This window comes from Pseudomonas fluorescens, assembly GCF_041354075.1.
In the GTDB taxonomy this organism is placed as follows: domain Bacteria; phylum Pseudomonadota; class Gammaproteobacteria; order Pseudomonadales; family Pseudomonadaceae; genus Aquipseudomonas; species Aquipseudomonas fluorescens_CE.
In genome coordinates, this window is sequence record NZ_JARZGC010000003.1 from 264852 (window position 1) to 289758 (window position 24907).

Sequence of the window (24907 nt, forward strand, 5' to 3'; positions counted from 1 at the left end):
TACAGCGATCAGATCCCCTGACGTACGGCCTGCCGACGGGGCAGATCAAGATCAAAAGCCAGATCAAAAGCCGACGCGGTCTCCTGTAGGAGCGAGCATGCTCGCGATGGTCGTGAACGATGACGCGGGGTGTCTGGATGCCTGCGGTGCCTGGACGTTTTTCGCGAGCATGCTCGCTCCTACAGGTGACCGCGTACACCTCAAGAGCCAGGCCGGCCGGTAGGCCGCCATCGCGAGCAGGCTCGCTCCCACAAAGGGTATGCGCGGATCCGGCGCCCCTGAGGAGCGCCAGACAGCCATCGCTGGCAAGCCAGCGCCTGCAGCGGGCGAACGCCCATCAATCGGATTTCACCGGATCCTCCCCGGCATCCGGATGCAACTCTTCCCACAACGCCTCTGCCCCCGGAAACTCCGTGCCATCTTCCGGGCTCAGGTCGTCCGGGTCATAGCGGCTCAGGCACCCCTCGCCCAGTGTCGCAGGGGCCTTGGAAACAGCTTTGTCCAGCGGGTCAGCCATGGTCATGTCCTCGGTGCAGAAACGGCGAAGGGCCTGGAGCGATTGAACGCCCAGGCCCTTCGAATTTCAACCCTGGCTTCGTGTGTCAGAACACCACGGTCTTGTTGCCATGCACCAGCACCCGGTCTTCCAGGTGATAACGCAGACCACGGGCCAGCACCATCTTCTCGACGTCACGGCCGAAACGCACCATGTCTTCGATACTGTCGCTGTGGCTGACACGGACCACGTCCTGCTCGATGATCGGGCCGGCGTCCAGTTCCTCGGTCACGTAGTGACAGGTCGCACCGATCAGTTTCACCCCACGAAGGGATGCCTGGTGATACGGCTTGGCGCCGACGAACGACGGCAGGAAGCTGTGGTGAATGTTGATCACCTTGTGCGCGTATTCGCGGCACAGCGCTGGCGGCAGGATTTGCATGTAACGGGCCAGCACCACCACTTCGGCGTCGTGCTGTTTGACCAGGCGCGAGACTTCGGCGAAGGCCGGCTCTTTATCCTGCGGGTTGACCGGCACATGGTAGTAAGGAATCCCGTGCCACTCGACCATGCTGCGCAAGTCGTCATGGTTGGAAATCACGCAGGAGATTTCACAGTCCAGCTCATCACTGTGCCAGCGGTGCAGCAGGTCGGCCAGGCAGTGGGATTCGCGGCTGGCCATCAGCACCACGCGTTTTTTCTGCGCGGTATCGGTGATGCGCCAGTCCATCGAGAATTCTTCGGCAATCGGCGCGAAGGCCTCGCGAAAGGCCTCGATGCCGAAGGGCAGCGAGTCGGCCCGAATTTCGTGACGCATGAAGAACCAGCCATTGGAATTGTCCGAATGGTGGCTCGCTTCAGTGATCCAGCCGTTATGGGACGCCAGAAAGTTACTGACTTTAGCAACGATACCGACGCGGTCCGGGCAAGAAATCACCAGCCGAAAAGTGCGCATGGGGGGAAAACTCCAGAACTTCGCAAAGGTCGCCATTCTAGCGGCTGCGGGGCAAAACTGCAGTATTGATGACAGCGTGTGTCTCAGGAAGCTGACCCGGCCACGCCCTGGACGAGCTCGCAAGCCTTCGGCCAAAGGTTCTGTCAGGCCTTTGCGATCACTTAAGTGTGAACACCGCACCGCTATTTAAATGAGTGCCCCATTCAAGGGCTATTCATCACAACTAAATAAATAAAGCCCGGCACAATGTTTACTTGATGAAACAGCCTGACTATTATTGCGCCACTGTCCCTGACATTCAGCGTCACAACATAAGGTAGTCCCCATGTCCTTGATCAACGAATATCGCGCCACCGAAGAAGCTATCAAAGAGCTGCAAGCCCGTTTGAAGAATCTGTCCCAAGACGACAAACTGCAAACCGAGCTGGAATTCGAAGGCAAACTGCGCGCCCTGATGGCTGAATATTCCAAGTCGCTGCGTGACATCATTGCGCTGCTGGATCCAGAATCCAAAACCAAGGCACCTCGCAGCGGCGCCGTGAAAACTACCGGCACCAAGCGTGCGCGCAAAGTTAAACAATACAAGAACCCGCACAACGGCGAAGTCATCGAAACCAAAGGTGGCAACCACAAGACCCTGAAAGAGTGGAAAGCCAAGTGGGGCGGCGACGTGGTTGAAGGCTGGTCCACCCTGCTGGGCTAAGCCTCTGCGCCACACACCGTTACGCAAAACGCCAGCCCCCGGGCTGGCGTTTTTTATGCCCGGTATTTCAGTACCGGGCATTTTCATTTTCAAAGGTTCAAACGTTTACGCAGGGCCTGAACATAATTAGCCCACTCATTGAGTACCTGTTGCTGAAACGGCGTGGCAGTCATATTCAACTGGGCTGCGGCCTGCAGGAAAGTTTCCAGGGTATTGGGTGCTCCCCACTCAGCGTCTGACAAACGTTGCTGACAGAATATTCGCCAACGTTGCTGCTCTTCGAAATTCAACGTATCGAAAAAGTTACGGGCGCGATATCGAAACAATAGTTCCGGTAAACGTTCGTCATCGAAAGGCCAGTGCCCCTGCGCTAATTGTTGTGGGTCAGCGGCTCGGACTTGCTCACACAGACGCCGGTCCCGGTCACCGATAAAACCGTCGTATAACTGTTGCTCAGGGTCCTGACTCTGAGTGAAATCTTCGCGGGCATAAATCGCCTGGATCTTGTCTTGCCAAACTTGCCGTGCGTCGTTTAGTCGCAACGCCCGCGCCTGATACAGCGCCATGTCGAGCCCCAGACGCTGCTGGTCATCGGCACGCAGCACCGCCAGGGGCGCCACCACCGGGCATTTGTTGATGTGGATGAGTTTGAGCGGCACGGGCAACTCGCCCTCGGCCAGGTCTTCGCGGCGGGTATACAGGCGCTGGCGCAGTGTCTCGGCGCCCAGATCGAGCAATCCCTGGGGATCCAGGTGCAGGTCGCAGACAATCAATGCGTTCTTGTTGCGAGGATGCCATGCCAGCGGCAACACCACGCCGACATAACTGCGCGCGGCAGAGAAACGTCCGGAAATGTGCACCATCGGCTGCAACAGCCGAATCTGATCCATCACCTTCTGTTTACTGCGCAACTGGAACAGCCAGTCGTACAGCCTGGGCTGTTTCTCGCGGATCAGGCGGGCCAGGGCGATAGTGGCGCGAACGTCGGACAGCGCTTCGTGGGCGTTGCCGTGATCGATGCCGTTGGCCTCGGTCAGGCGTTCGAGCTTGAGCGTCACCCGCCCCTCCTCATCCGTGGGCCAGGTCAGGCCGTCCGGGCGCAGGGCGTACGCCGCACGGACCACATCGATCAGGTCCCAGCGGCTGTTACCGCCCTGCCATTCACGGGCGTAGGGGTCGAAAAAATTGCGGTACAGGCTGTAGCGGGTCATCTCGTCGTCGAAACGCAAGGTGTTGTAACCGGCGCCGCAGGTGCCGGGCGCGGCCAGTTCGGCGTGCACCCGGGTCATGAAGTCGGCTTCGCTCAAACCCTGTTCGGTCAATTGCCCCGGCGTGATGCCCGTGATCGCACAGGCCGCCGGGTGCGGCAGGATGTCATCCGCCGGCCGGCAATACAGGTTGACCGGTTCGCCCATGACATTGAGATCGAAATCGGTACGCAGCCCGGCTACTTGCAGCGGCCTGTCGCATCGAGGGTTGATGCCAGTGGTTTCATAGTCGTACCAGAAAATGGAGGTCACGGGCTGTTCCTGAACTGAAGATCAGCGAAGTTTAGGCGTTTGCGTCCCGCCCCGGCCAGCGATCTTGCATCCCGTCACTTGCACCTGCATCGCGTGCAATACATTGTGATGTCGTTTCCCCCCAAGAGGCTGCTAGCATCGGCGGGCCACACCCTCCCGATCAGGCCACGACATCAGGTTGCCCATGCTCGAGACCCCAGCACTGCCAAGGAAAGCGACGCTGCCCCCTGCACTGGATACGCGGTTCCAGGTCGAGACGCCGGAAGGCATCGACCTGCCGCTGCGCCCGGCCGGTTTGCCGGTGCGTGCGCTGGCGTTTGCCATCGACCTGGGGTTGCGCGGATTGATCATGGGCCTGCTGTTCATCGTTCTGGCCTTTTTCGGCAAGCTTGGCGCCGGGCTGGGTTCGATCCTGCTGTTCGCGGTGAGCTGGTGGTACATGGTGCTGTTCGAAGTGCTCAACCAGGGGCGTTCGCCGGGCAAACAATGGATGGGGCTGCGGGTCGTGCAGGACGACGGCACGCCGATCAGCTGGTCCGCCTCGCTGTTGCGCAACCTGCTGCGGGTGGTCGACCTGTTGCCGTTCGGCTATTTCCTCGGCGCCCTCAGTTGCCTGCAGCACCCCAACTTCAAGCGCCTGGGCGACCTCGCCGCCGGCACCCTGGTGATCTACCGCGAACAACCCCTCGCCCGCCCGCAGTTGCCACAAGCCGAGCCCCAGCGCGCGGCATTCGCCCTGACCTTGCCCGAGCAGCGCGCCATCCTCGGTTTTGCCGAACGTCAGCACGAACTCTCCGAGGCGCGAGCCATGGAAGTTGCCTCGATTCTTGCGCAACCCTTGCAGGTGCCGGCGCCCCGGGCCGTAGCGCACCTCAACGGCATCGCCCGTGGCCTGTTGGGCCCGACATGAAACAGAGTCTTTTCGAAAACCGACACCAGGCGCAATGGACGCAGTTCGCGCTGATGCTCGACCGGCTCGAACGGGGCAAGGGCCGCTCAAGGCTGGACAACTTTCCCCGCGAATATCGCCGGCTCTGCCAACACCTGGCGCTGGCCCGGGAGCGCGGCTACAGCAGTTTCCTCGTTGATTCGTTGCAGCAGCAAGTGCTGCGCGGGCATCAGCAGTTGTATCGGCATCGCAGCCGCCTGGGGCCGAAGATCGCAGCGTTCATCCTCGCCGACTTTCCGCGTCTGGTGCGCGAACAATGGCGCTTCGTGCTTGCCGCCAGCCTGATGTTCTTTGGCAGCCTGATCGGTTTTGCAGTGCTGGTGTACCTGTTCCCGGACCTGGTCTACCACCTGATCCCGGCCGATCAGGTGAGCCAGATGCAAGGCATGTACGACCCGGCAGCCGGCCACCTCGGGCGCTCGGCGGAGCGGGCGGCCAGTGAAGACTGGGTGATGTTCGGTTTCTACATCATGCACAACATCGGCATCGCCTTTCAGACTTTCGCCAGCGGCTTGCTGTTTGGCCTGGGCAGCGCGTTTTTCCTGCTCTTCAACGGCTTGATGATAGGCGCGGTGGCCGGACACCTGACGCAGATTGGCTACGGACAGACCTTCTGGTCGTTCGTCATCGGTCACGGCGCCTTCGAACTCACGGCGATCGCCCTGGCCGGGGCCGCCGGCCTGAAACTGGGTTGGGCGCTGGTCGCGCCGGGACGCCTGCCCCGCGTCGAAGCCCTGCGCGCGGCGGCGCACACCAGTGTGCTGCTGATCGCCGGCGTCATGCTGTTTCTGCTGATCGCGGCGTTCATCGAAGCCTACTGGTCGTCAATGACCGGACCTGCGCCCGTCACCAAATACCTGGTGGGCGCGGCGCTCTGGATATTGGTGGCCCTGTACCTGCTGCTGGCCGGACGCACTCGCCATGCGCCTGAGTGACGCCACCGTGGTGATCCGCCCGCGCTCCACCTGGGAAGCCATGGACCTGGGCGTGCTGCTGAGCCAGCGGCATCAGCGCCTGCTGCTGACCAGTTGGGCCATCGTCACCCTGCCCGTATTTGCGCTGCTCAGCGTGCTGCTGTGGGATTCCCCGTCCCTGGCGGTGTTCCTCTTCTGGTGGCTGAAACCGGCGTTCGAGCGCCTGCCGCTCTATATCCTGTCCAAAGCCCTGTTCGGCGAAGAGCCGACGCTGAAACAAGCGTTGCGCCAATGGCCACGGCTGCTCAAGCCACAACTGCTGGCGAGCCTGACCTGGCGCCGCCTGAGCCTGAGCCGCAGTTTTCTGCTGCCGGTGGTGCAACTCGAGGGCCTCGGCGGCCTGGAGCGGCAACAGCGCCTGCAGGTGTTATTGCAGCGCGACGGCGGTGCGGCGCGCTGGCTGACGATCATCGGCGTGCACCTGGAGTGCGGATTGTGGGTCGGCCTGATGGTGCTGTTCTATCTGCTGCTGCCGCAACAGGTCGAACTCGACTGGGGCTGGCAGACGCTGCTGTCCGTCGCGACACAGGACTGGCGCTGGCTGGAACACCTGACCAATGCCTTCTATGTCCTGGTGCTGGTGGTGTGGGAACCGTTTTACGTGGCCTGTGGCTTCAGCCTGTACTTGAACCGGCGCACGGTGCTGGAGGCCTGGGACATCGAACTGGTGTTCCGCCGCCTGCGCCAGCGCCTGGGCAGCAGCGCCGCGGTCCTGCTGGTGGCGGCGTTCCTGCTGCTGCCAACGACCGCCAACCTGTGGGCCGCTGAACCGGCCATTGCCCCCGACACGCCACGCCTGCTGAACCAGCCGCTGACCAGCCAGGCCTCGCGCGACAGCCTCAAGGCGATCCTCGATCACCCCCCCTTCAAGAACGAGGAAACGGTCACCCGCTATCGCTTTGGCGAAGCACAAACGGCAAACCCGGCGAGCGACGAGCCAGGACCCGCGTGGTTGAAAGCGCTGCTCAGGCTGCTGGAGCAACAACGCTTCGGCGCCCTGGCGAGCGTGATCGAAGTCATGCTGTGGAGCACCGTCATCGGCGCGATCGGCTGGCTGGTCTGGCGTTACCGCGACTGGTTGCAGGCCTTTGTCAGCCGCCGCCCCCGATTGCCGCGTCGGCCGAAAAAACCGTTGCCACAACAGGCCTTCGGTCTGGACCTGAACCGCGAAACCCTGCCCGCAGATATCGCCGCCAGCGCAGAGAGCCTTTGGCAAACCCACCCGCGCGAAGCACTCGGCTTGCTCTACCGTGCCCTGCTCAGTCATTTGCTGCACGATTATCGCGTACCACTCAAACCCGCCGACACCGAAGGCCAGGTGCTGGCGTATGTCGAACAGCTGCAACACCCCGAGCTGCTGGCTTTCAGCCGGTACGTCACCGGCCACTGGCAGAACATGGCCTACGGGCATCGCCTGCCGGCCGCTGCGGTGCAACAGCAATTGTGTGAAGGCTGGCGCAAGGTATTCGGCGCGGGAGCGGCGCGTTGAACCGGCGTCTCGCGCTGGTTGTCGGCGCCTGCAGTGCGCTGCTGTTGATCGCGCTGGGTGCGTACCTGTATGCCCGGGCCATCCCGTATCAGGAGACCCTCGATCACGGCCCTTCCCCCGAAGCCCGGGCCAACCCCTACCTCGCGGCCGAACACTTCCTGCGCAAACAGGGCCTGAGCGTCGGCCACGCCAACGGCCTCGATGTCCTGCCCACCCTTGAACCCCGGCAACACAGCCTGCTGCTGTTCGGCGACCGCTCGGACATGACCCCGCGCCAGATCGATCAGGTGCTGAACTGGACCCGCGCCGGTGGACGCCTGCTGTTCGTCGCCGAATCCATCTGGGATGAGAAACTCGGACAAAGCCGTGACCTGCTGCTCGACCGGGTGCAGGTGCACCAGTTGCTGACCCGGGACCTCGAGGACCCGCCTCCCGAGGCCGACCAGGACCCTCAGCCCACGCTGACCAAACTCTATCTCGAAGACGAGGACGCGCCGGCCTACGCCACGTTCGACACCGCGTTCCATCTCGAGGACCCGCACAACCTGGCGCAAGCCTGGGCCAACAGCGCCAAGGCGACGCACATGATGCAACTGAACCACGGGCTCGGCTCGATCATCGTCGTCACCGACGCCGACCTGTGGAAAAACCCGGCCATCGACCAGTACGACAACGCCTGGCTGCTTTGGTACCTGACCGCCGACACCGACGTGACCCTGCTGTTCAACACCGACCACGACAGCCTGCTGACCTTGCTGCTGCGCTATTTCCCACAGGCACTGGTGGCGCTGATTGCGCTGATCCTGCTGGTGCTCTGGCATGTGGGTGTGCGCCAGGGACCGCTGATCGAACCGGCACCGAAGGCCCGCCGGCAACTGCACGAACACCTGCGCGCCAGTGCCGATTTCATGTGGCGTCGCGCCGACCAGGCCAGCCTGTTGCAAGCCTTGCAGCACGACATCCTGCGCCGGGTGCGACGGCGTCACCCCGGTTTCGAACAACTCGGCGTCGCCGAACAATGGCTGGTGCTCGCACGCCTGAGCAGCCAGCCCACACGCGCCATCAGCCAAGCCATGGGGCCGCGACCGAAGCAACGGCTGTCTGCCGTTGAGTTCAGCCGCCAGGTTTCCCGGTTGCAAGCCTTGAGGAATGCCTTGTGAGCCGGTACGGCGAACGGCAAATCCTGATCCCCTTGTTCAGCCGGGCATCGATTCCGCGCTGAATGCCTCCACCTCGCGCACCAGACTCTGTGCCGCCAACATCACCAGTTCGCGACCTTTTTCCGGTGTCGCCAGCGCCGGGTCCGAGCCCATCCGGCCATCCGGATGACGTGCACGGAAGTCCATCGCTTCGCGGATCGGCCCCCAAGGCGCAATCTGCGGCGAATATTCAGCCGATTTGATCGAGTCCGGATAGGCCCACTGCGTCACCGCAATCTCGGATGGCGTGGCATGAATGCCGTGCCCTGTCGGAAACTGCTCTCGGGCGAGTTCTCCGATCCCTTCGAGGTCCCACCAATTGCACAACTTCAACGCAAATCCGGACGGGCGTCGGGCGAAGCTGGCTTCGGCGTAGAGCTCCGAGAACGCCGCCTCGATCGAGGCGACATTGCCACCGTGGCCATTGAGGAAGAGGATTTTTTCAAACCCGTGAGCAGCCAGCGAGTGCACCCAATCGCCAATCGCCGCGATAAAGGTCGAAGGGCGCAGCGAGATGGTTCCGGGGAACCCGAGATGATGCTGGGCCATGCCGATATTGAAGGTCGGTGCAATCAGGATGTCGGCGTTTTTTTGCGCTTGATCGGCAATGATTTGCGGACACATCCAGTCGGTGCCCAGAAGCCCGGTGGGACCGTGCTGTTCGTTCGAACCGATCGGGATCACGATGGTGCGGCTGCGTTGCAGGAATTGAGCGATTTCGGCCCAGGTCGACAGGTGTAGAAGCATTTGAGTTCTCTCTTCAATGGGTTCCTTGCGGAACATGACAATGGATGCGGGTGTGACGGCTCAACCCGCGCTGTATTCAGGAACCGCGCCGTCACGGGTTTTCGGCTTCGTCGACAGGACCACCAGTGCCGCGCACAGGAACACGCCACCGACGATGACGATGCCCGGATTCGCGCTGCCCGTCATGGTTTTTGCCCAGCCGATGACCGCCGGTCCCCAGAACCCGCCGGAAAGACCGATGGTGTTGATCAAGGCAATGCCACCCGCTGCGGCCTCGCCCTTGAGGTGCTCGGAGGGCATTGCCCACAACACGGTGTAGGCCATGAACATCATCGCGGTGGCCGCCGTGAGCAGCGCCAGCGCAGCCATCAGGTGGCCGTCGGCATAGGGGTACGCCAACAGCAGGATCGCGCCGATCCCCGCAGGCACTGCGCAGTGAAAGCGTCGTTCGCCGACACGGTCGGATCGGCGCCCTATCCAGTACATGCCGCACGCGGCGGCGACATAGGGAATCGCGGCGTACCAGCCCAGTCGCAGGGTGTCGTTGACGCCCTGAGCCTTGAGGATCGCAGGCAGCCAGAAGCTCATGGCGTAGATCGAGAAGATGATGCAGAAGTAGGCGCAGGCAAGGACGTAGATTTTCGGATCGCGCAGCACCGCACGGAACGAATGGGCGCCCCCGGCCGATGGCCCCAGCTCACTGGCCAGCAAGTCCTTTTCCGCAGCGCTCAGCCAGGGTGCCTCGGCAGGTCGATTGGCCAGGATGAAAAAGGTCAGCACACCGAGGAAGACGCACGGCAACCCTTCGAGCAGAAACATCCACTGCCAGCCCGCCAGACCGCCCACGCCTTCGAATGTCGTGATCAGCCACGCCGACAGCGGGCCGCCAATGATGCCGCCCATCGGGCCGGCGATGAACACGATCGCAATGGCCCGCGCCATGCGTTTCGGGCCATACCAGCAAGACAGGTAATAAATCATGCCCGGCGCAAAACCGGCCTCGAACACACCCAGCAGAAAACGCATGGCGTAAAACATCGGCACGTTGCGCACGAACAGCATGCAGGCCGACGTGATGCCCCAGCACACCAGAATGCGGCTGAAGGTTTTCCGGGCTCCGACCTTGGGCAGCATCAGGTTGCTCGGCAACTCGAACAACACATACCCGAGGAAGAAAATCCCGGCGCCCGCACCATAGGCCGCATCGGAAAGCCCGAGGTCATGCTGCATCTGCAGCTTGGCAAAGCCGACATTGATCCGGTCCAGGTACGCAAAGACATAACAGATGAACAGAAGAGGCAGCAGCCGCCAGTTGAGTTTGCGATAAAGCGTTGAAAGGGCATCACTTCGTGCCTGGGTCTGAAGAATCGGCATGTGCGTCTCCCGCTGTTCTTGTTGATCTGGGTTCTTGCACAAGGATGTTGCGCCGGCATCCTTGAGCCAGCAAGAGCAACTAAGTTCGCGTATCGTTGCTCTATGGGCAACGCTTGATCAATGGAGAGGGAACCGGCATGCGCGAGATCAATCAGCAACGGCTTCGGTATTTTCATGAGGTGCTGACCCACGGTTCGATCCGTGGCGCGGCCGACAGCATCAATACATCACCTTCGGTGATCACGCGCCAGATCAAGCTGCTCGAAGAGGAAATCGGCGCTAAACTGTTCGAACGCCAGGCGCGTGGCGTTCAGCCCACCGAGGCGGCGGCGCACCTGTTGGAGTTCTGGCGCGGCTATCGATCGCACCAGGAGAAACTCGAGGATCAGTTGCAAGCGATCAAGGGCCTGCAGCAAGGCCATGTGCGCGTCGTCATCAGTGAGGGCTATGTCGATGCGCTGGTCGACAATGTGCTCGCACCGTTCTGCAAGCAATACCCCAGGCTCGATGTGCGGCTGGACATCCTGCCCGTCGACGATGTGCTCAACGAAGTCGCGGAAAACCGTGCGCATATCGGCCTTGCCTACAATCCGCCGCAGCACCCGCACATCGACTACCGCGCGACCTTTTCACAACCGGTGAAGCTGCTGGTGCGCCCGGATCATCCGTTGGCAGCGCGAGGCACGGTGGCGACCGTCGAGGATATCCTCGCTTGCCAACTGGTCCTGACTCCCACGACCTTCGGTATTGGTCATGCGATCCGGATGCTCGAGTATGCCGAGAAAATCCAGATCCGCCCGGTACTCGTCAGCAACTCGCTCGCGGCGCTCAAGCGCATGGTGGAAGACGGGGGTTTTGCCTCGTTGCTCGGCGAATTCGCGGCCTACCGGGAAATCGCCAACGGCAGCCTGGCGGCGGTACTGATTGACCATCCGTTGTTTCTCGGGGTTGAAGCGAAACTGCTGGTGAAATCCGGCCGCCCCTTGGCCGCCCCTGCTCAAGAATTGCTGAGCTGGATGTTGCAGCGTTTACCGATGTTCACTGCCGCTCCGGCAGGACCCGGGGCCTGATCCCGTGACCGGGAAACGGCCAGGCCTGCACGACTCAGGCGGCGCGAAAAACCATCAGGGGGTTGCCTGTGGAGCGTTATGTGGCAGATTGGCTGTCATTCAATCGGTCCACACGCGAACACCCGAACAGTCAAAGGAGCCAGGTGCTGATGATGGAAGATGAAATTCCTGCAACGGTGCAAAAGGCAGTTGAACCCATGAGCGAACCGCACGAACCCGGCGCCCCCAGCCACGCCGAGCAGCAGCGTCAGCGCGCCAGCCACCTGGCCCAGGCGATCCGCACGGAACTGCAAAAAGCCGTGATCGGTCAGGACCGCGTGATCGACGACGTGCTCACCGCCTTGATCGCCGGTGGCCATGTGCTGCTTGAAGGCGTGCCGGGGCTGGGCAAGACCTTGCTGGTGCGCGCCCTCGCCCGCTGCTTCGGCGGCGAGTTTGCGCGCATCCAGTTCACCCCGGACCTGATGCCCAGCGATGTCACCGGGCACGCGGTGTACGACTTGCAGACCGAGCAGTTCAAGCTGCGCAAGGGCCCGTTGTTCACCCACCTGTTGCTCGCCGACGAGATCAACCGCGCCCCGGCGAAAACCCAGGCCGCGCTGCTTGAAGCCATGCAGGAACGCCAGGTCACGCTCGAAGGTCGGGCCCTGCCGATCGCGCAGCCGTTCATGGTGCTCGCCACCCAGAACCCGATCGAACAGGAAGGCACTTATCCGCTGCCGGAAGCCGAACTGGATCGCTTCATGCTCAAGGTGCGCATGGACTATCCCGACGCCGAGCAGGAACTGGCCATGGTGCGCCAGGTCAGCCGCTCGACCCGGGCCGACATGCTCGATGTGCAGCCGCTGCGCACCCTGTTGCAAGCCAAGGACGTGCTGGCGCTGCAACGCATTGCCAGTGATCTGCCACTGGACGAGCAGGTACTCGACTACGCCGTGCGTCTGGCCCGCGCCACCCGCACCTGGCCAGGGCTGACCCTGGGTGCCGGGCCACGCGCCTCCATCGCCCTGGTGCGTTGCGCACGGGCGCGAGCCTTGTTGCGCGGCGGTGAGTTCGTCACTCCCGACGACATCAAGGGTTGCGCGCTGGCGGTGTTGCGCCACCGGGTGCGCATCGCGCCGGAGCTGGACATCGAAGGTCTGGAGGTCGATCAGGTGCTGCGCCAACTGCTCGACCAAGTGCCGGCACCGCGCCTGTGAAACCCTCGCGGCTGCTGCTGGGCTGGACGGCGCTGCTGTTGGCCATCGCCATCGTGCTGGGCAGCTTGCGGGCGCTGGACATCACCGTTTCCGCCACGCTGCTGTCGATCCACTGGGGCTTGCTGCTGGCGCTGCTGGTATTGGCGACACTGGACGCGGTGCGGCTCAAACGCCTGCCCTCGCCGCGCCTCAAGCGACAACTGCCCGGCAGCCTGGCGCTCGGGCGCTGGAGCGAGGTGCGGATCGACGTCGAGCACGACTTTGCGCAGGCATTGAACATTCAGCTGTTCGACCATGTGCCCGACGGCCTGAGTTTTGAACACCTGCCGCTGACCGTCGAGCTGCAACCCGGCCAGCACAGCCAGGCGAGCTACCCGGTACGGCCGCTCAAGCGCGGCCACTTCAGTTTTGAGCGTTGTGAAATCAGCCTGCCCAGCCCGATGGGCCTGTGGCACGACCGGCGCTTGCCCGAGGTGCCGGACACTACCCGCGTCTACCCCGATTTCGCTCGCCTGTACGGCGGCCAGTTGCTGGCGGTGGACAACTGGCTCAGCCAGCTCGGCGTGCGTCAGCGACCCCGACGCGGGCTGGGGCTGGAGTTTCATCAGTTGCGCGAATTTCGCGAAGGCGACAGCCTGCGCCAGATCGACTGGAAAGCCACGGCCCGCCAGCGCACGCCGATTGCCCGCGAGTACCAGGACGAGCGCGACCAGCAGATCCTGTTCCTGCTCGATTGCGGGCGACGCATGCGCAGCCAGGACGGCGAACTGGCGCACTTCGATCACGCGCTCAATGCCTGCCTGCTGCTCAGTTATGTCGCCCTGCGCCAGGGCGATGCGGTGGGGCTTGGCACCTTCGCCACCGAACAACCGCGCTACCTCGCACCGGTGAAAGGCGCCGGGCAACTCAACGTCTTGCTCAACAGCCTGTATGACCTGAGCAGCAGCCAGCGCAGCGCCGACTATCAAGCCGCCGTGACGCAATTGCTGGCCCGGCAGAAACGCCGCGCGCTGGTGGTGCTGGTGACCAACCTGCGCGATGAAGACGACGAAGAACTGCTCAGCGCGGTCCAACGGCTTGGCCGGCAGCACCGGGTACTGGTGGCGAGCCTGCACGAAGGCATGCTCGACCCTTTACGTCAGACACCGGTGCAAACCTTGTCGGAAGCCTTGACCTACTGCGGGACGGTGGACTACCTGAACGCACGGGCCGAGCTGCATGACCGGCTCAACGCCCAGGGCGTGCCGGTGCTGGATGCCAGCCCACAGGAACTGGGCGCGGCCCTGGTGACGCGGTACCTGGCGTGGAAAAAGGCCGGGGTCCTCTGATCACAATCCTGTAGGAGCGAGCTTGCTCACGGCTCATACACCCGGTCATCGAGCTGGATTTTTTCCAGCACCAGCGGGACCAGCCGTACGTCAACATCGATGTCGGTAATCCGCAGCGCTGACGAGCCGCTCTTGTCAGAACCGTGCAGGTCGACGGTCAGATCCCTGTCCGCCGCTGACATGTCTTTGATCGTGAAATAAGGATAGGGATTCCATTCCGCATCCGGCTGCTCAGGGATCTTGCCGCTTAGATCGATGGGGGTGACCTTCCCCGAGCCGGTGGTCAATACGACCTTGGAGTTCGCGCCGTCGCCCCAGTTTTCATAAACAAATGCGATCCGGTAGGTCACACCCGTCATCTGGGCCGCTGTGAACACGGGCGCGTCGATGACTTGGGTGACTTTCGCAAGCCTGTTCATCATCAGGTAGTAACCGTAACCGGGATCCGTGGCTATCGCGACACTGCCAACGCCGTCATGGGTCCAGGACGTTTTCCAGTCCGAGGGAAACCGGCCTCGCAGTATCAGGTTGCGACCTTTGACTTCATCTTCGCTCATGATGCGTTCACCTCGCCGATCACATTAGCCGGGGAAATACCCCGGGCACCTTGCTCCAGATGAATCAGGCCGCGCCATCATCATCTCCCAGTCTTTCCACTACCGCCGCGGTGTACGCGGTGCCACCGATTTTCGCCAGATAGCGCACGTGCACAATGATGTCGGTCAGGGTGTCGATCAGCTTCGTCTGCCGGGGGGACTTGGGTCGCGGGAATTCCAGCCGCCATCTCGACACCGCGCCGGTCCCTTCGAACGGCAGGTAGCGCTCATCGCCGAACATCATCTGGTGCAGGCCGTAATCGTCCACGCCCTGGCTCATCCCCACCTGCTGATTGACTCGGGGGTTGAGGAAGATGCCTCGCGGCGGGATGCCTTCGCCCTCGCCGTACAGGTAATCCAGCGCGTCTACATCGGCCTTGTGCACGGTTGTGCTGCCGGTTTGCGTGAGGGTCGCGTGTACGTCCTGATAGGCGTGCAACACCGCGGGCAGGGTGATTGAGACGGCAACGATCTGCCGGCAGAAATGCCCGGGGTAATCGCTGTCGAACATCCGCTGGGAAAACTCGAAATCGAGCTTGCCGGCCTTGAGCTCTTCGATCACGTCGTCCCAGTTTTTCACCAGTGTGAACTCGCCCTGCTCGAAGAACTGGCGCAGGGAAATGGTTTTGGTCAGTTCCAGGCGTCGCTCGGCCCGCTCCAGGTACATGCGTTCCAGACGCAGCAGGTCGAGGGACATCGACTCGCCAGCGCTGAGGCCGTGGCGATGGTCCATCCACACATTGGGACGGATCACCTGGGTGTCGAAGTCGCCCATCTCGTACTGGAAGCTGGCTTCGGCGTTCAGGCACAACCCGACCACCGCGTCATAAGCCTGGAAATACAGGGTAGCCATCTGCCCGAGCAGCCAGCGGTAGAGCTCGACGTTGGTCGCACGGGTTTTATAGAACGCATAAATCTCCTGGGCCTGGTCATTGGCTTTTTGTATTTGTGCCAGGCTCGCCTTGGCTGCGTTAAGGGTGTGCTGCTGGGCGAAGATTTGCTCCTGGAGTACCCGCTCTTCGCTTTCGGCCTGACGTTGTGCGAACGCCCATTCCTCATCGCGCCGCTGGTAGAAGGCGGTTCGCTGCAGGGCTTCCCCGGTCGCGTACTCGACACCGGACACCAACCCGGCGACCCCACTCGTGGCATGCAGCAGTTCACCCCAACTGCCCAGATCATTGACGAAACCGAACAACTTGGGCAGGGCCTTCATCGAACTGCCTGCGATCAGGGGCACCGCAGCTGCAGCGCCCGTCAACTTGCCCTTGAGTGACAAGACATCCCCGGCTATTTCCACACCGAGCAGCTTGTTCTCACGCACGCCTTTGTAGTGACGGGCACGCTCTTCAACCATGAGCTGACTGTGTTCCAGACTCCGCAGCGAAGCCTCGATCTGCGAGATTGTCTCCTCCTGAATGGTCTTGGCATGGGCGCCCACGGCGATGACCTGGCTTTGTTGCAATTCCTCGAGCTGGCCTCGATCGCGCAACTCCATCAACTGCCGCACCTCGCGGCCAAAGCCGATCAGGGTCTGCACCGCGTTCTGGGCCGTGGACAGCAACGGACGGAATCTGTAATGCGGGATGGTCTTCCAGCCGCCGGCATTGCGCATGGCACCCGAGGCGCCGCCGGCCTGGGCGCGCATCAAGTCCAGCGGGTCGGTCGCAGGAGCATACAGCGCCAGATTCATCACCTTGCCGTCGATGGTCAGGTTGTGGCGCATGTTCCACAGGCATTCGTCGAGGTACTTCCAGGTGTTCAGCAAGTGATCGTTGGTGTAGGGGCGAAAGACATCGAGCCCGAGGATCTCGAAGTCCGGCGCGCCCACCACCCGTGTCGGCAAGTTAGCGACATCGACAGGCAGCGAGGCAGCAAACGCGTTCAGTGACGAGGGGCTCTGCGCCGGGAGCGGCTTGAGAATGTCTTCGGCGGACTGCGGCGCCCAATGGCTCATGGCTTTGCTTTTGGGCGCCGGGCCCATCAGCGACAGGGCACGCACATATTGCTGTTTGGCCGCCACCAGGCCGTCGCGGGTCAGGCGTCGGTAATACGAGTCAGCATGGGCAATGATGCAGCGCACATAGCTCATGAAAATCGCTTTGCGGTAGTGAATGCGATTGGCGAAGGCAATGGCATCGGGGTCCACCAGGCCTTTGGCTTCGAAACCGATCTGCCCCGGCTCGAGCAAAGGGCGACAGAGCCAGTAGCGGTCCGTCGGGTGGCTGGCACCCGACCGAGGGGTCCGGATGTGCGGGTTGAAGATGTAGTGATACCAGCGCTGCGATTCAAGAAAGTTGCGTTCCTCACACAGCCGATGGGCCACCAGAAACGGCAGATGAAAAAACAGCTCCCAGTAGAAATAACCGTGGGCGCTGTTGAAATCGATGGGCGCGGTAGCTGGCGTCTCGTTCTCGGGCTGAGGCTCAAGGGTGTTCTGGGTGGTCAGGGACAACACCTCATCAATGGAAATGCTCGCCAGCGCCACCAGCGTGGGACCAAACAGAGAGTTGAGACGGACCCACGGCAGGCCCGTGACACTCAGGGGGCGCAGGTCAAGAAACTGCGACCCCGAGGCCTGTTTACTGATCTTCGGTATGTTGTCAGGCGTGACGATCCCGGTTGCCAGCACATGGTGTTGCAGCTGAGTGGCATCCGCGAAGCCGGTCTCCGCCAGCTTGATCAACGCGGCCTCGTCCGGCTCCAACGGCTCGAACAGCGCATTGACCGACGCAAAGAGATAATCCGTGGGGTCGCTGGAAGCCGATGCCTTGAGGGCGAAGCACACCGCCAGCTGATCATCGCTGACCTTGGCACCGACGTAGTTCACCGCCACCAGTCGCGCGGGCGTGCCGCTCAGATAGTCCCTCAAGCCCCTCCAGGGTTTGGCCAGACTCATGGGCGTGGTCCATGTTCCGTTCATTGCCAGATAAGAGAGCGTGATGTCGAACTCCCATCCACCACCGATGGTGATGACACTGTCTCCGAACTCTATTTCCTGCTGCTTGATTTCGGTGACTTCCACCTGAACCATCATCAAGCGCCCGGCAAAGAACACCGGTTGTATCGCTAGCCGCTTGGGGGATGCGGGCAGCTCTACGGTCTTCCATTCAGTCCAGGCAGCCGGATCGAGAAACGTGCTGTTATCGCTGATCTCGACGTGGGCTTTACGCCAGAAATAGCCAAACGGCTGCACCCGCTGCTGTCCGATAAAATAGTAATCGGCATTCTTGAAGTTCTGGCCTTTACCCGTCCCCGTACCGTCGACGCTGTCGATATAGCCGGCTATCAAATCAAGATTGCACACCTCTTCAAATTGCTTCAAATGCTCAAACAGCGCGGTTTGAACGGTGGCCTCGTTGAGGCCGCCCTGGGAGAGATTGTTCTCAAGGTCGATGAACGATTCGGATTTATGCAGCCGCAGCGTCGGGTTAATCCAGTTTTCCGGATATTCCCTGAGCATCTCGTAACCGGCCCAATCACTGATGTTGGAATAGTATTGATGCCAGGCTTCCAGCTCGTCCCTGGAAAACGCCGCGTTGTGGCCCGATTCCAGCCCACTGTAAATCGCTCCGACGTATTGCTGCAGGCAGGCGAGACCTTCGGCCACGCTCGAGGTTTGCGGCTCCTGGCCGACCTGACTGTCCAGCAGCAGGTATTCGTACAAATCGTCGAGGCTGGTGAGGTTCAGCGGCTGGGCGGTCGCGTCGTTCGGCGCCACTTGCCCCAGGTAGAAATCGGCCAGGGCGGCGCAACGACGTTCTTCCAATGTACCCATGATGGACTTGTCCATTGTTCTACTCCTGGAATGCGTTGGGTCAAGGGGGTCAGCCCTGTGTCAAATCGCTAGCGCTTGGCAATGAAAGTCAAGTCGTAAGGAGGGCTCATCCAGCCCGAGACTTGCTTGTCCCCTACGTAGAAAGCCGAAGTGCACTGATAGGTGCCCACGCCGAACCCAGGCTTGAACTGAGCCCTCCAGCGCCCGTCGGCGTCGACGATGACACCCTCCACATACACCGGGGCGGCGGTTTGATGCCTGGAAATCTGTAACTCGAGACCGGGCGCGCCGACCCCTTCCAGCCAGCGGCCCAGAGGAACACTGCTACCGGAGACCGGGCGGAGGATTTGCGGGGGCGCGATAAAATCGGCGGTCACCGTCACCTGCACATCCGGTGCCCAGGCCTCGGTGGTATCGATATGCCGCTGCTTGACCGAGAACACATGCGGCCCGAGCGACAGCGGCTGAGGGATCCTGACGTCCCAGGTGCCGTCGTCATCGACACTGGTCCTGGCCAACAGTGATCCGTTGCGGCCCTCAAACACATAGATCTGCGCTGATGGGCTGCCTCGCCCGACCATCCAGGGCTGCACTTCCACTTGACCGGCGACGGGATGCACCAGCACCGGCGGTGGCGCATCCAGACGCCCCGGCAACAGCAGCCGCTGATTGAGACGATCGCAATAGAACGTCAACTCGAAGGCGCCGTTGCGCAGGTCCTGGCAATCGATGTTCCAGCTGAGTCTGGTCGCCTCGCCGATCACCACATAGGCGCCCGTGGCCGGGGTGAACAGCATGCCCAGGCCTTTCGCCGACAGCTCGCTGTCCCAGGCCAGCATGGCCCGTGCGTCCTTGAGGTCGACGCCGGCCGGCAGGTCGATGTCCAGTCGGTACTGGTGCCCCCGCAGGAACGACAGCGGCAGTTCGGCGGAGGCGACCCTGACCTTGGCCCGAGTGGTGAGGTCGGTCAATGTGAACGTCCAGTCAATGGCCGGCACGACCGTGACGGCGAACGTGCGTTTGTCCACCGGGGTCACGCCGCGATCGGCGGTGACCACGTAGTCGCCGGCCACATCGACTTCGAACGGGAAGGTCGAACGGCCGCGGGCGTCGGTGGGAATGTTGACCGCGGCCAGTTTTTTCCTTGATTTGCCGGGTCCCGTCACCGTCCAGGATACCGGGTGGTTGGGCACCCACATGGCCTGGTTGTGCGCCTCTTCGCGCACCTCGACCCACAACAGGGTCGCCATCCCTGCACCCGCCACCGGGTGCAGGAACTCGGCGGACTCACCGTGGATCACCGCCGTTTTGGCCACCACGACCTCAAGCTTCTGTTCATCCATGGGGACCTTGGCGGTGTAGGTTTGCTTGCCGGCGGTCGGTGCGGCTATCTTGAATGTGGCGATGCCCTCGGCATCGGTGATTTGTTCCTGGATGGGCGTGGTGCCCGCGCCGACATACAACCCGACCTTCACCCCCGGCGCCGGCAGTTTGGCCAGGCCGATCACGTGGCAATGCAGCACCAGTTCCTGCCCGACCACCGCGACCGAGACCACTTCCAGGAGCCTGATCGACGGATCGTCGACAAAGGTGATGTTGTTGATGACCATTGAATCCCTGCTGCTGTATCCGATCATCAGCTGTGCTTTCTCGATGGGCTCGATGCTGTAGACCCGGGTCCTGGCCACGCCTTCTGCATCGGTGATTGCCATCAGCGGATCAGCCACCACGCCCAGGCCGGCGAACGTCACGGTACGTCCGACCCCAGGGTTGCCATGCCCGTCCAGCAGGGTCGCCGACACCGGGAAGAAAGATTTGCCGCCGGCCAGGAAGGTCTCCTCGGGATCCTGTCCGTCGCCGATATCAAAGCCCAGGGTATACTCCTCGCAGTCGACGATGATCTTCGGCGCATAGACTTCCTGCGCCAGACCGTAGGTGCCCTTGACCTGCACCATGCCCATCCACGGGCCTTTCTCCGGTTTGAAGCGAATCACCGCACGACCCTCATGGTCGGTGATCGAGACCGTCTCCAGCAGGCCCGGGCGATCGGCGCTCCATTTCACCGTGATGTTGGGCAGTACCTGGTCGGACAAGTCACGCAGGGTCAACTCAATCAGCGCCACCTCATTGGCCAGGTTGGCGATCAGGGTATCGTTCACACACCTGATCTCGTGCGTTACGCTCTGGCCGACTTCGCCGATTTCCTGGCGCTGCCCTTCGATGACGGATTCAGACAAGCTCTCGATCACGTGTTCTGCCGCCTGGCGGTAAGCCTGTGTGTCGCTGTCCGGCGTGAGTGAACCCAGGCGGATGATGGCGCGTGCGTCCAGCCCGCTGTGGGTGGCCAGCCCGCGAATGCGCAGCAGCGCGTCGATGGTGGTGATATCGCGCACCACCGGCATCGCACCACTCAAATGCAGGATGCACTCCAGCACTTCGCGCACGCCCCACTTGAGCACCGTGGCCAGTTGCGTGGCGGCCGAATCGCGCACCAGGCGCAAGTCTTCAGGGGTCAGGGTGGCCGGCAGGCTGTTGACCAGTTCCATGTAGTGCAGGAGCTTTTCCGCCGGTTGCCCGGTGTGGATAACAGCCCGTTGAAACAGGGTCAGTTGGTACAGGGTGCTGAGGGTCAATGTCTGCGCCTGGGCCAGGCCGAACCACCGCCAGTTCTGCCGGGTGGTCAGGGCGACCAGCATCGCCGAACTCAACGACAGCTTCTTGACCACGTCGGCACGTCGCTGCACGTGCGCCAGCAGATTGAGCACGTCGTCCCCGACATTGACTTTGTCGGCCCCCGACGTCACGGCCGAGAGTGCCCGGGTGGTCTCTTTCACCAACTGGTAGACACCGCCCGTGTCGACCCATTTGAGCAGGGGCAGCACCATGTCCTGGGACAGGCTCAGGTACACCGACAAGCTTTCCTGGATCACCGCGCTCTGTGCGTCGCGCGCCTGCAGCACCAAGGCCAGGATCACAGGACGGATCCGGTCCGAGTCGGCTCTGGGCAAGTCCGCTTCACGCACCGCCGCATCGATTTCGGCAACAGCGCGCTCGTAATCGTTGTCATCGTTGGCCAGCCCCCACACCAGGCCATCGTTATCCACCAGTTCCTTGAGCAGCGTCAGCCAGCCTTGCGCGGCGGGGTCCTTGCTCGGCGGTACACCTGCCGCGCGAAACACCTCTTCCGAGAGCAGCACCGGCTGCAGCCGGCCGTGAATCTCCTGAAGCAGCGTGACGTCGGCTTCGGTGGCCATGGGTGGCGCGAGCACTTCGGCGACGTGCTGCACCAGCCAGGTCACGCTCAGGTCGTTTTCCTGCAGCCATTGCACGCAGCTCTGCACCCCATGCATCACGTTCAGCACATCACCGATGCCGCCGGTACCGCTGATCAGCAAGCGCGATTCCCCGAGGATGCGCTGCAGCACCTCACTGCCCCCCCGATCGCTGAGGGTTTCCAGCAAGGCCGACAGCTCGATCGGACTGACGCGCAGGAACGATGCGAGCAACACCAAACGATACAGCGACGACAGGACGGGCAGGCTGCGGCGCAGTTCATCGCGCAGGTTGTAGTTCTTGGCGACCGAGCGTGCGAGGTAGCGCCAGGTCTCCTGGTTGAGCCCCAGGGCCGTGCAAATCTGATCCACGGTGCGCTTGTCCGCGCGTGTTTGTGGCTCGATGGCGAAAAAACCGTCATCGACTTTCAACGGCGTATCGAACAAGGCCCTGGCGTTGAATATTTCGTCGAACTGCGAAGCCGTTTTCCCACGCCCATACGGGGAAATGCCATCCAGCAGAGCGGCAAACTGCATCGCCGTGCATCTGAAGCGCAGGCGAAACTCCTGGAACAACCCGAGCGCGCGCAGGGTGTTGTGGGTGATCCGGTACGGTTTGCCCGCCAGCTCGCGTTCGCGGCGCGCGGGGTCGGTTATATCGCCCCGCTGTCCGGCATGGTGGGCTGCCATGACCAGGCAATCGCACTCATCGTAGGGCAATTGCAGCCAGCGACTCAGGCGCAGCAGGCGGTTGATGCGGTCGAACCGATTGAGGGTGGCGTTCTCGAATTGGCGCGTTTGGCCCTTGAGGGGGGCGCTCAGATTCAATGCAGCGGCGTCGGCAGCATCATAGTTGATGTACACCGAGCCAAAGTCCTTGGGTGTTGGCGCTGGCCCCTCCGAGCTGACGTTGGCAGAGCGCTTTGGTGCGTACTCTTCGATCGACAACAACGAGGTCAATGCCTGCGCATCGATCGAGGTCTGGGCGCAGAAGTGCACCGAGTCCTTCAGGTCGGCTTCGGTGGTGCCATAGTTGACGGTGTAAAAGGGGGCGGAGAAATCGGGGAGGACGAATGGCTCGGTCAACAAATGCTGTTGTTTCGGCCCCAGCTTGCACGACTGGTGCAAGGCGATGTCCGAGCGCTCGCCGCGCACCCCGGGGTGCTTGAAGTAAGGCGCGTTGAGGTCGATTGCCCGCACCACTTCGCCCAGGGACAGCTTGTTTTCCTCCAGCACCAGTTTGTATTGCTCGGCATACCATTCGAACGGCATGGAGCGATGGGGGTAACGGGTGATCAGCAAGCGATCGTCGACCACTTCATCCTTGAGCAGCGGGGTCGTCAGGCTGGTCTTGATGATGCTTTCCAGCACCTCGTTGACCAGGGTGACCGTGGGTTTGATCTGAAACAGGCTGGTGGTATCGATGATCAGGTTGGTCAGGTCAGGGCGACGTTTCAGAAGGGGGATCAGCGTGGAATCATTACCGACCCGCGTTTCCAGATCCCGGGCCAGAATCACCAGCCGCACGAAATACGCCGCCGGGGAGATGCTCGAGTCCGGGGCGTCTACTGGCGCGGCGCCTTCCCAGTCGGGGTCGAACAAATCGTCGAAGGTGGGCGTGTCCACATTCGCCCTGATACCGGTTCGATGCAGCGCATTGGCCGGGCCCTGCCTGACCAGGCGATGTTCGCGGTATTCACGAGCGGTGTGCACGGCCAGGCTCATTGCTCGGTCCAGCAGCGCTTGCGCGTCGCAGTCGGGCAAACCGAACGTCTTCGCCACCCCGGAGTGCCCCATCTTCACCATGTCGAACACCGAACCGCCCTGCTCGATGAACTTCTCCCGACTCTTGAGCGACTTCGCGCTGCGCTTGCCGGGCAACGCGTCGAACAATTGCTCCAGGGACGAAGGGCTGGGGGCCTTGCTCATCGGAAATCTCCCTGACAGGTGTGGCATCGGGTGTGCGCAGAAGGTCGCTGCTTGACACGGCCTTTTTACGCGGCTCCGGGTAAACGTCACACCTGTGAAAACTGACAGTGCCGACGGACGGCAATCAGAAGTAGTCCGATGATCGAGAAGGATTGGGCGGGTGGTTCAGCGGGCTATTACGGTGTCGTGCTGGCCGACACTCCGTCGAAAAGCCGGACTCGCCTCCTCAGGAAGTCATGGTGTTCATCTCTGTGGGAGCGGGCTTGCTCGCGAAGGCGTCAGGCCTGACACCGCCCTGCTCAGGCCGAAGCCGGCATCGGCTGAAAACTGAAGTAACGTTTCAAGGCCTGCACCAGGTCGCCGAACTCCGGCGGCGCGCGTTGCAGGCTGAACCCGGCGTCGTAGTGCCGCGGGGTCGCGTCCTCATGGCACCACAGGCAACAGGCCCGGAAGTCGATGACCTGCTGGCAGCCATCAGCCATGGGGATCTTCAGGCGCAACTCGAAATCGGCACCGATCATCATCGGCAACTGACTGATGAGCATCAGCCCGTCTTCGGAGACGTTGCCCAGGAACCCTATCGGCTTGTCAGTGACGCTGTTGAAGATTTTCAGAAAATACGGCAGTTGATGCCGCTCGATCCGGCGGTCAGTGAACATGCTGAATTCGCTATGCAGGGCCCTTCGACAGGGCCGCACCCATGCTTCGGAACGGGCCGGCCAGCAAAGGCAACGGCGCGCTCTCCCCGATCCCGGTGCGGCAGTCCGTACGTCGCTGCCGCTTACTTCTGCCGATCACAGGTGTTGCTCCGGTCGGGAAACCCGTTCCACAACCGGTTTATTCGACTATAGCTCACCGTCGCCGGTGAGCCACCCTTGTTTGACCCGCGCGGTCAGAACCGCGTCGGACGCACTGTCGCGGCGCTGCGCAGTGGGTAATGACCCAGCGACTGCAAGGTTTCCAGGCGAGCACGGGCACGGTAGGCGTACTCGCTTTGCGGGTACGAGGCGATGATGAACTGGTAGGTCTGCCCCGCGTCGACAAACAGCTTCTGCCGTTCCAGGCACAAACCGCGCAGCATCGAGACTTCCGGCCACACGTAGGACCGGGCACGACTGGCGCGTTCGACCTTGGACAATTCGAGCGTCACCTGTTCGCAATTGCCACGGTCGTAGGCGCTGTAGGCATTATTCAAATGGTGGTTCATCGACCAACGGGTGCAGCCCGTCACGCTGACAACGGCGAGGGCAAGGGCGGCAATGGGCACGAATCGCATGGGGGTTCTCCTGTCTTGTGCTCTATATCGGCCCGACGACGAAAATCTTCAGGCTG

General features: G+C 62.0%; 19 protein-coding genes. 9 read left to right on the forward strand and 10 right to left on the reverse strand.

Annotation, left to right across the window (positions count from 1 at the left end):
* Window positions 1-97 precede the first annotated feature (97 nt).
* Complete coding sequence (locus tag QIW53_RS05460; RefSeq protein ID WP_371048619.1) at window positions 98-223, forward strand: hypothetical protein; 126 nt, start codon at window positions 98-100, stop codon at window positions 221-223.
* Window positions 224-337: 114 nt separating this feature from the next.
* Here the strand turns inward: QIW53_RS05460 and QIW53_RS05465 are convergent, their stop codons facing one another.
* Together QIW53_RS05465 and purU are read right to left on the reverse strand one after the other, a co-directional pair.
* A complete protein-coding gene (locus QIW53_RS05465; RefSeq protein ID WP_371048620.1) occupies window positions 338-517 on the reverse strand; it encodes a hypothetical protein in 180 nt (59 codons plus the stop codon).
* Between the two features lie 85 nt (window positions 518-602).
* On the reverse strand, window positions 603-1451 hold the full coding sequence (gene purU / locus QIW53_RS05470; protein ID WP_371048621.1) for a formyltetrahydrofolate deformylase: 849 nt from the start codon (window positions 1449-1451) through the stop codon (window positions 603-605).
* Between the two features lie 325 nt (window positions 1452-1776).
* Here purU and mvaT point away from each other — a divergent pair, with 325 nt between their 5' ends.
* Window positions 1777-2154, forward strand: a complete 378-nt coding sequence (gene mvaT / locus QIW53_RS05475; RefSeq protein WP_371048622.1) for a histone-like nucleoid-structuring protein MvaT — start codon at window positions 1777-1779, stop codon at window positions 2152-2154.
* Between the two features lie 89 nt (window positions 2155-2243).
* On the opposite strand, the gene sbcB is transcribed toward mvaT, so the two are convergent.
* Window positions 2244-3674, reverse strand: a complete 1431-nt coding sequence (gene sbcB, locus QIW53_RS05480; protein WP_371048623.1) for an exodeoxyribonuclease I — start codon at window positions 3672-3674, stop codon at window positions 2244-2246.
* Between the two features lie 184 nt (window positions 3675-3858).
* On the opposite strand from sbcB, the gene QIW53_RS05485 reads away from it, so the two are divergent.
* Genes QIW53_RS05485 through QIW53_RS05500 form a run of 4 tightly spaced genes read left to right on the forward strand, consistent with a single transcriptional unit; the run spans window position 3859 to window position 8246 of the window.
* A complete protein-coding gene (locus tag QIW53_RS05485) occupies window positions 3859-4584 on the forward strand; it encodes an RDD family protein (RefSeq protein ID WP_371048624.1) in 726 nt (241 codons plus the stop codon).
* Window positions 4581-5558, forward strand: coding sequence for a stage II sporulation protein M (locus tag QIW53_RS05490; RefSeq protein WP_371048625.1), 978 nt, complete (start codon window positions 4581-4583; stop codon window positions 5556-5558). The genes QIW53_RS05485 and QIW53_RS05490 overlap by 4 nt, the downstream gene beginning before the upstream one ends.
* Window positions 5545-7086: a DUF4129 domain-containing protein gene (locus QIW53_RS05495; protein WP_371048626.1), complete on the forward strand. Its 1542-nt coding sequence runs from the start codon at window positions 5545-5547 to the stop codon at window positions 7084-7086. Before QIW53_RS05490 ends, QIW53_RS05495 begins: the two co-directional genes overlap by 14 nt.
* Window positions 7083-8246 (forward strand): DUF4350 domain-containing protein, encoded by a 1164-nt coding sequence (locus QIW53_RS05500; protein WP_371048627.1) that lies wholly within the window; start codon window positions 7083-7085, stop codon window positions 8244-8246. Before QIW53_RS05495 ends, QIW53_RS05500 begins: the two co-directional genes overlap by 4 nt.
* A 36-nt stretch (window positions 8247-8282) precedes the next feature.
* Here the strand turns inward: QIW53_RS05500 and QIW53_RS05505 are convergent, their stop codons facing one another.
* Window positions 8283-9032 carry a creatininase family protein gene (locus QIW53_RS05505; protein WP_371048628.1) on the reverse strand — a complete coding sequence of 250 codons (750 nt, stop codon included), beginning with the start codon at window positions 9030-9032 and terminating at the stop codon, window positions 8283-8285.
* 60 nt (window positions 9033-9092) lie between these two features.
* Window positions 9093-10406: an MFS transporter gene (locus tag QIW53_RS05510; protein WP_371048629.1), complete on the reverse strand. Its 1314-nt coding sequence runs from the start codon at window positions 10404-10406 to the stop codon at window positions 9093-9095.
* A 137-nt stretch (window positions 10407-10543) separates the two neighbouring features.
* On the opposite strand from QIW53_RS05510, the gene QIW53_RS05515 reads away from it, so the two are divergent.
* The 3 genes from QIW53_RS05515 (at window position 10544) to QIW53_RS05525 (ending at window position 14003) form a co-directional block, all read left to right on the forward strand.
* Window positions 10544-11476 (forward strand): LysR family transcriptional regulator, encoded by a 933-nt coding sequence (locus QIW53_RS05515; RefSeq protein WP_371048630.1) that lies wholly within the window; start codon window positions 10544-10546, stop codon window positions 11474-11476.
* A gap of 197 nt (window positions 11477-11673) precedes the next feature.
* Entirely contained in the window at window positions 11674-12675 is a 1002-nt protein-coding gene (locus QIW53_RS05520) for an AAA family ATPase (RefSeq protein ID WP_371048631.1), read from the forward strand.
* Window positions 12672-14003, forward strand: coding sequence for a DUF58 domain-containing protein (locus QIW53_RS05525; protein ID WP_371048632.1), 1332 nt, complete (start codon window positions 12672-12674; stop codon window positions 14001-14003). Before QIW53_RS05520 ends, QIW53_RS05525 begins: the two co-directional genes overlap by 4 nt.
* Before the next feature lie 26 nt (window positions 14004-14029).
* On the opposite strand, the gene QIW53_RS05530 is transcribed toward QIW53_RS05525, so the two are convergent.
* The 5 genes from QIW53_RS05530 to QIW53_RS05550 all read right to left on the reverse strand — a co-directional run bounded on the left by QIW53_RS05530 (window position 14030) and on the right by QIW53_RS05550 (window position 24851).
* Window positions 14030-14560, reverse strand: a complete 531-nt coding sequence (locus tag QIW53_RS05530) for a hypothetical protein (protein ID WP_371048633.1) — start codon at window positions 14558-14560, stop codon at window positions 14030-14032.
* Between the two features lie 64 nt (window positions 14561-14624).
* Window positions 14625-18389 carry a neuraminidase-like domain-containing protein gene (locus tag QIW53_RS05535; protein ID WP_371048634.1) on the reverse strand — a complete coding sequence of 1255 codons (3765 nt, stop codon included), beginning with the start codon at window positions 18387-18389 and terminating at the stop codon, window positions 14625-14627.
* Between the two features lie 53 nt (window positions 18390-18442).
* Complete coding sequence (locus tag QIW53_RS05540; RefSeq protein WP_371048635.1) at window positions 18443-23575, reverse strand: Tc toxin subunit A; 5133 nt, start codon at window positions 23573-23575, stop codon at window positions 18443-18445.
* 299 nt (window positions 23576-23874) lie between these two features.
* Window positions 23875-24234, reverse strand: coding sequence for a PilZ domain-containing protein (locus QIW53_RS05545; RefSeq protein ID WP_371048636.1), 360 nt, complete (start codon window positions 24232-24234; stop codon window positions 23875-23877).
* Window positions 24235-24467: 233 nt separating this feature from the next.
* Window positions 24468-24851 carry a tetratricopeptide repeat protein gene (locus tag QIW53_RS05550; protein WP_371048637.1) on the reverse strand — a complete coding sequence of 128 codons (384 nt, stop codon included), beginning with the start codon at window positions 24849-24851 and terminating at the stop codon, window positions 24468-24470.
* Window positions 24852-24907 lie beyond the last annotated feature (56 nt).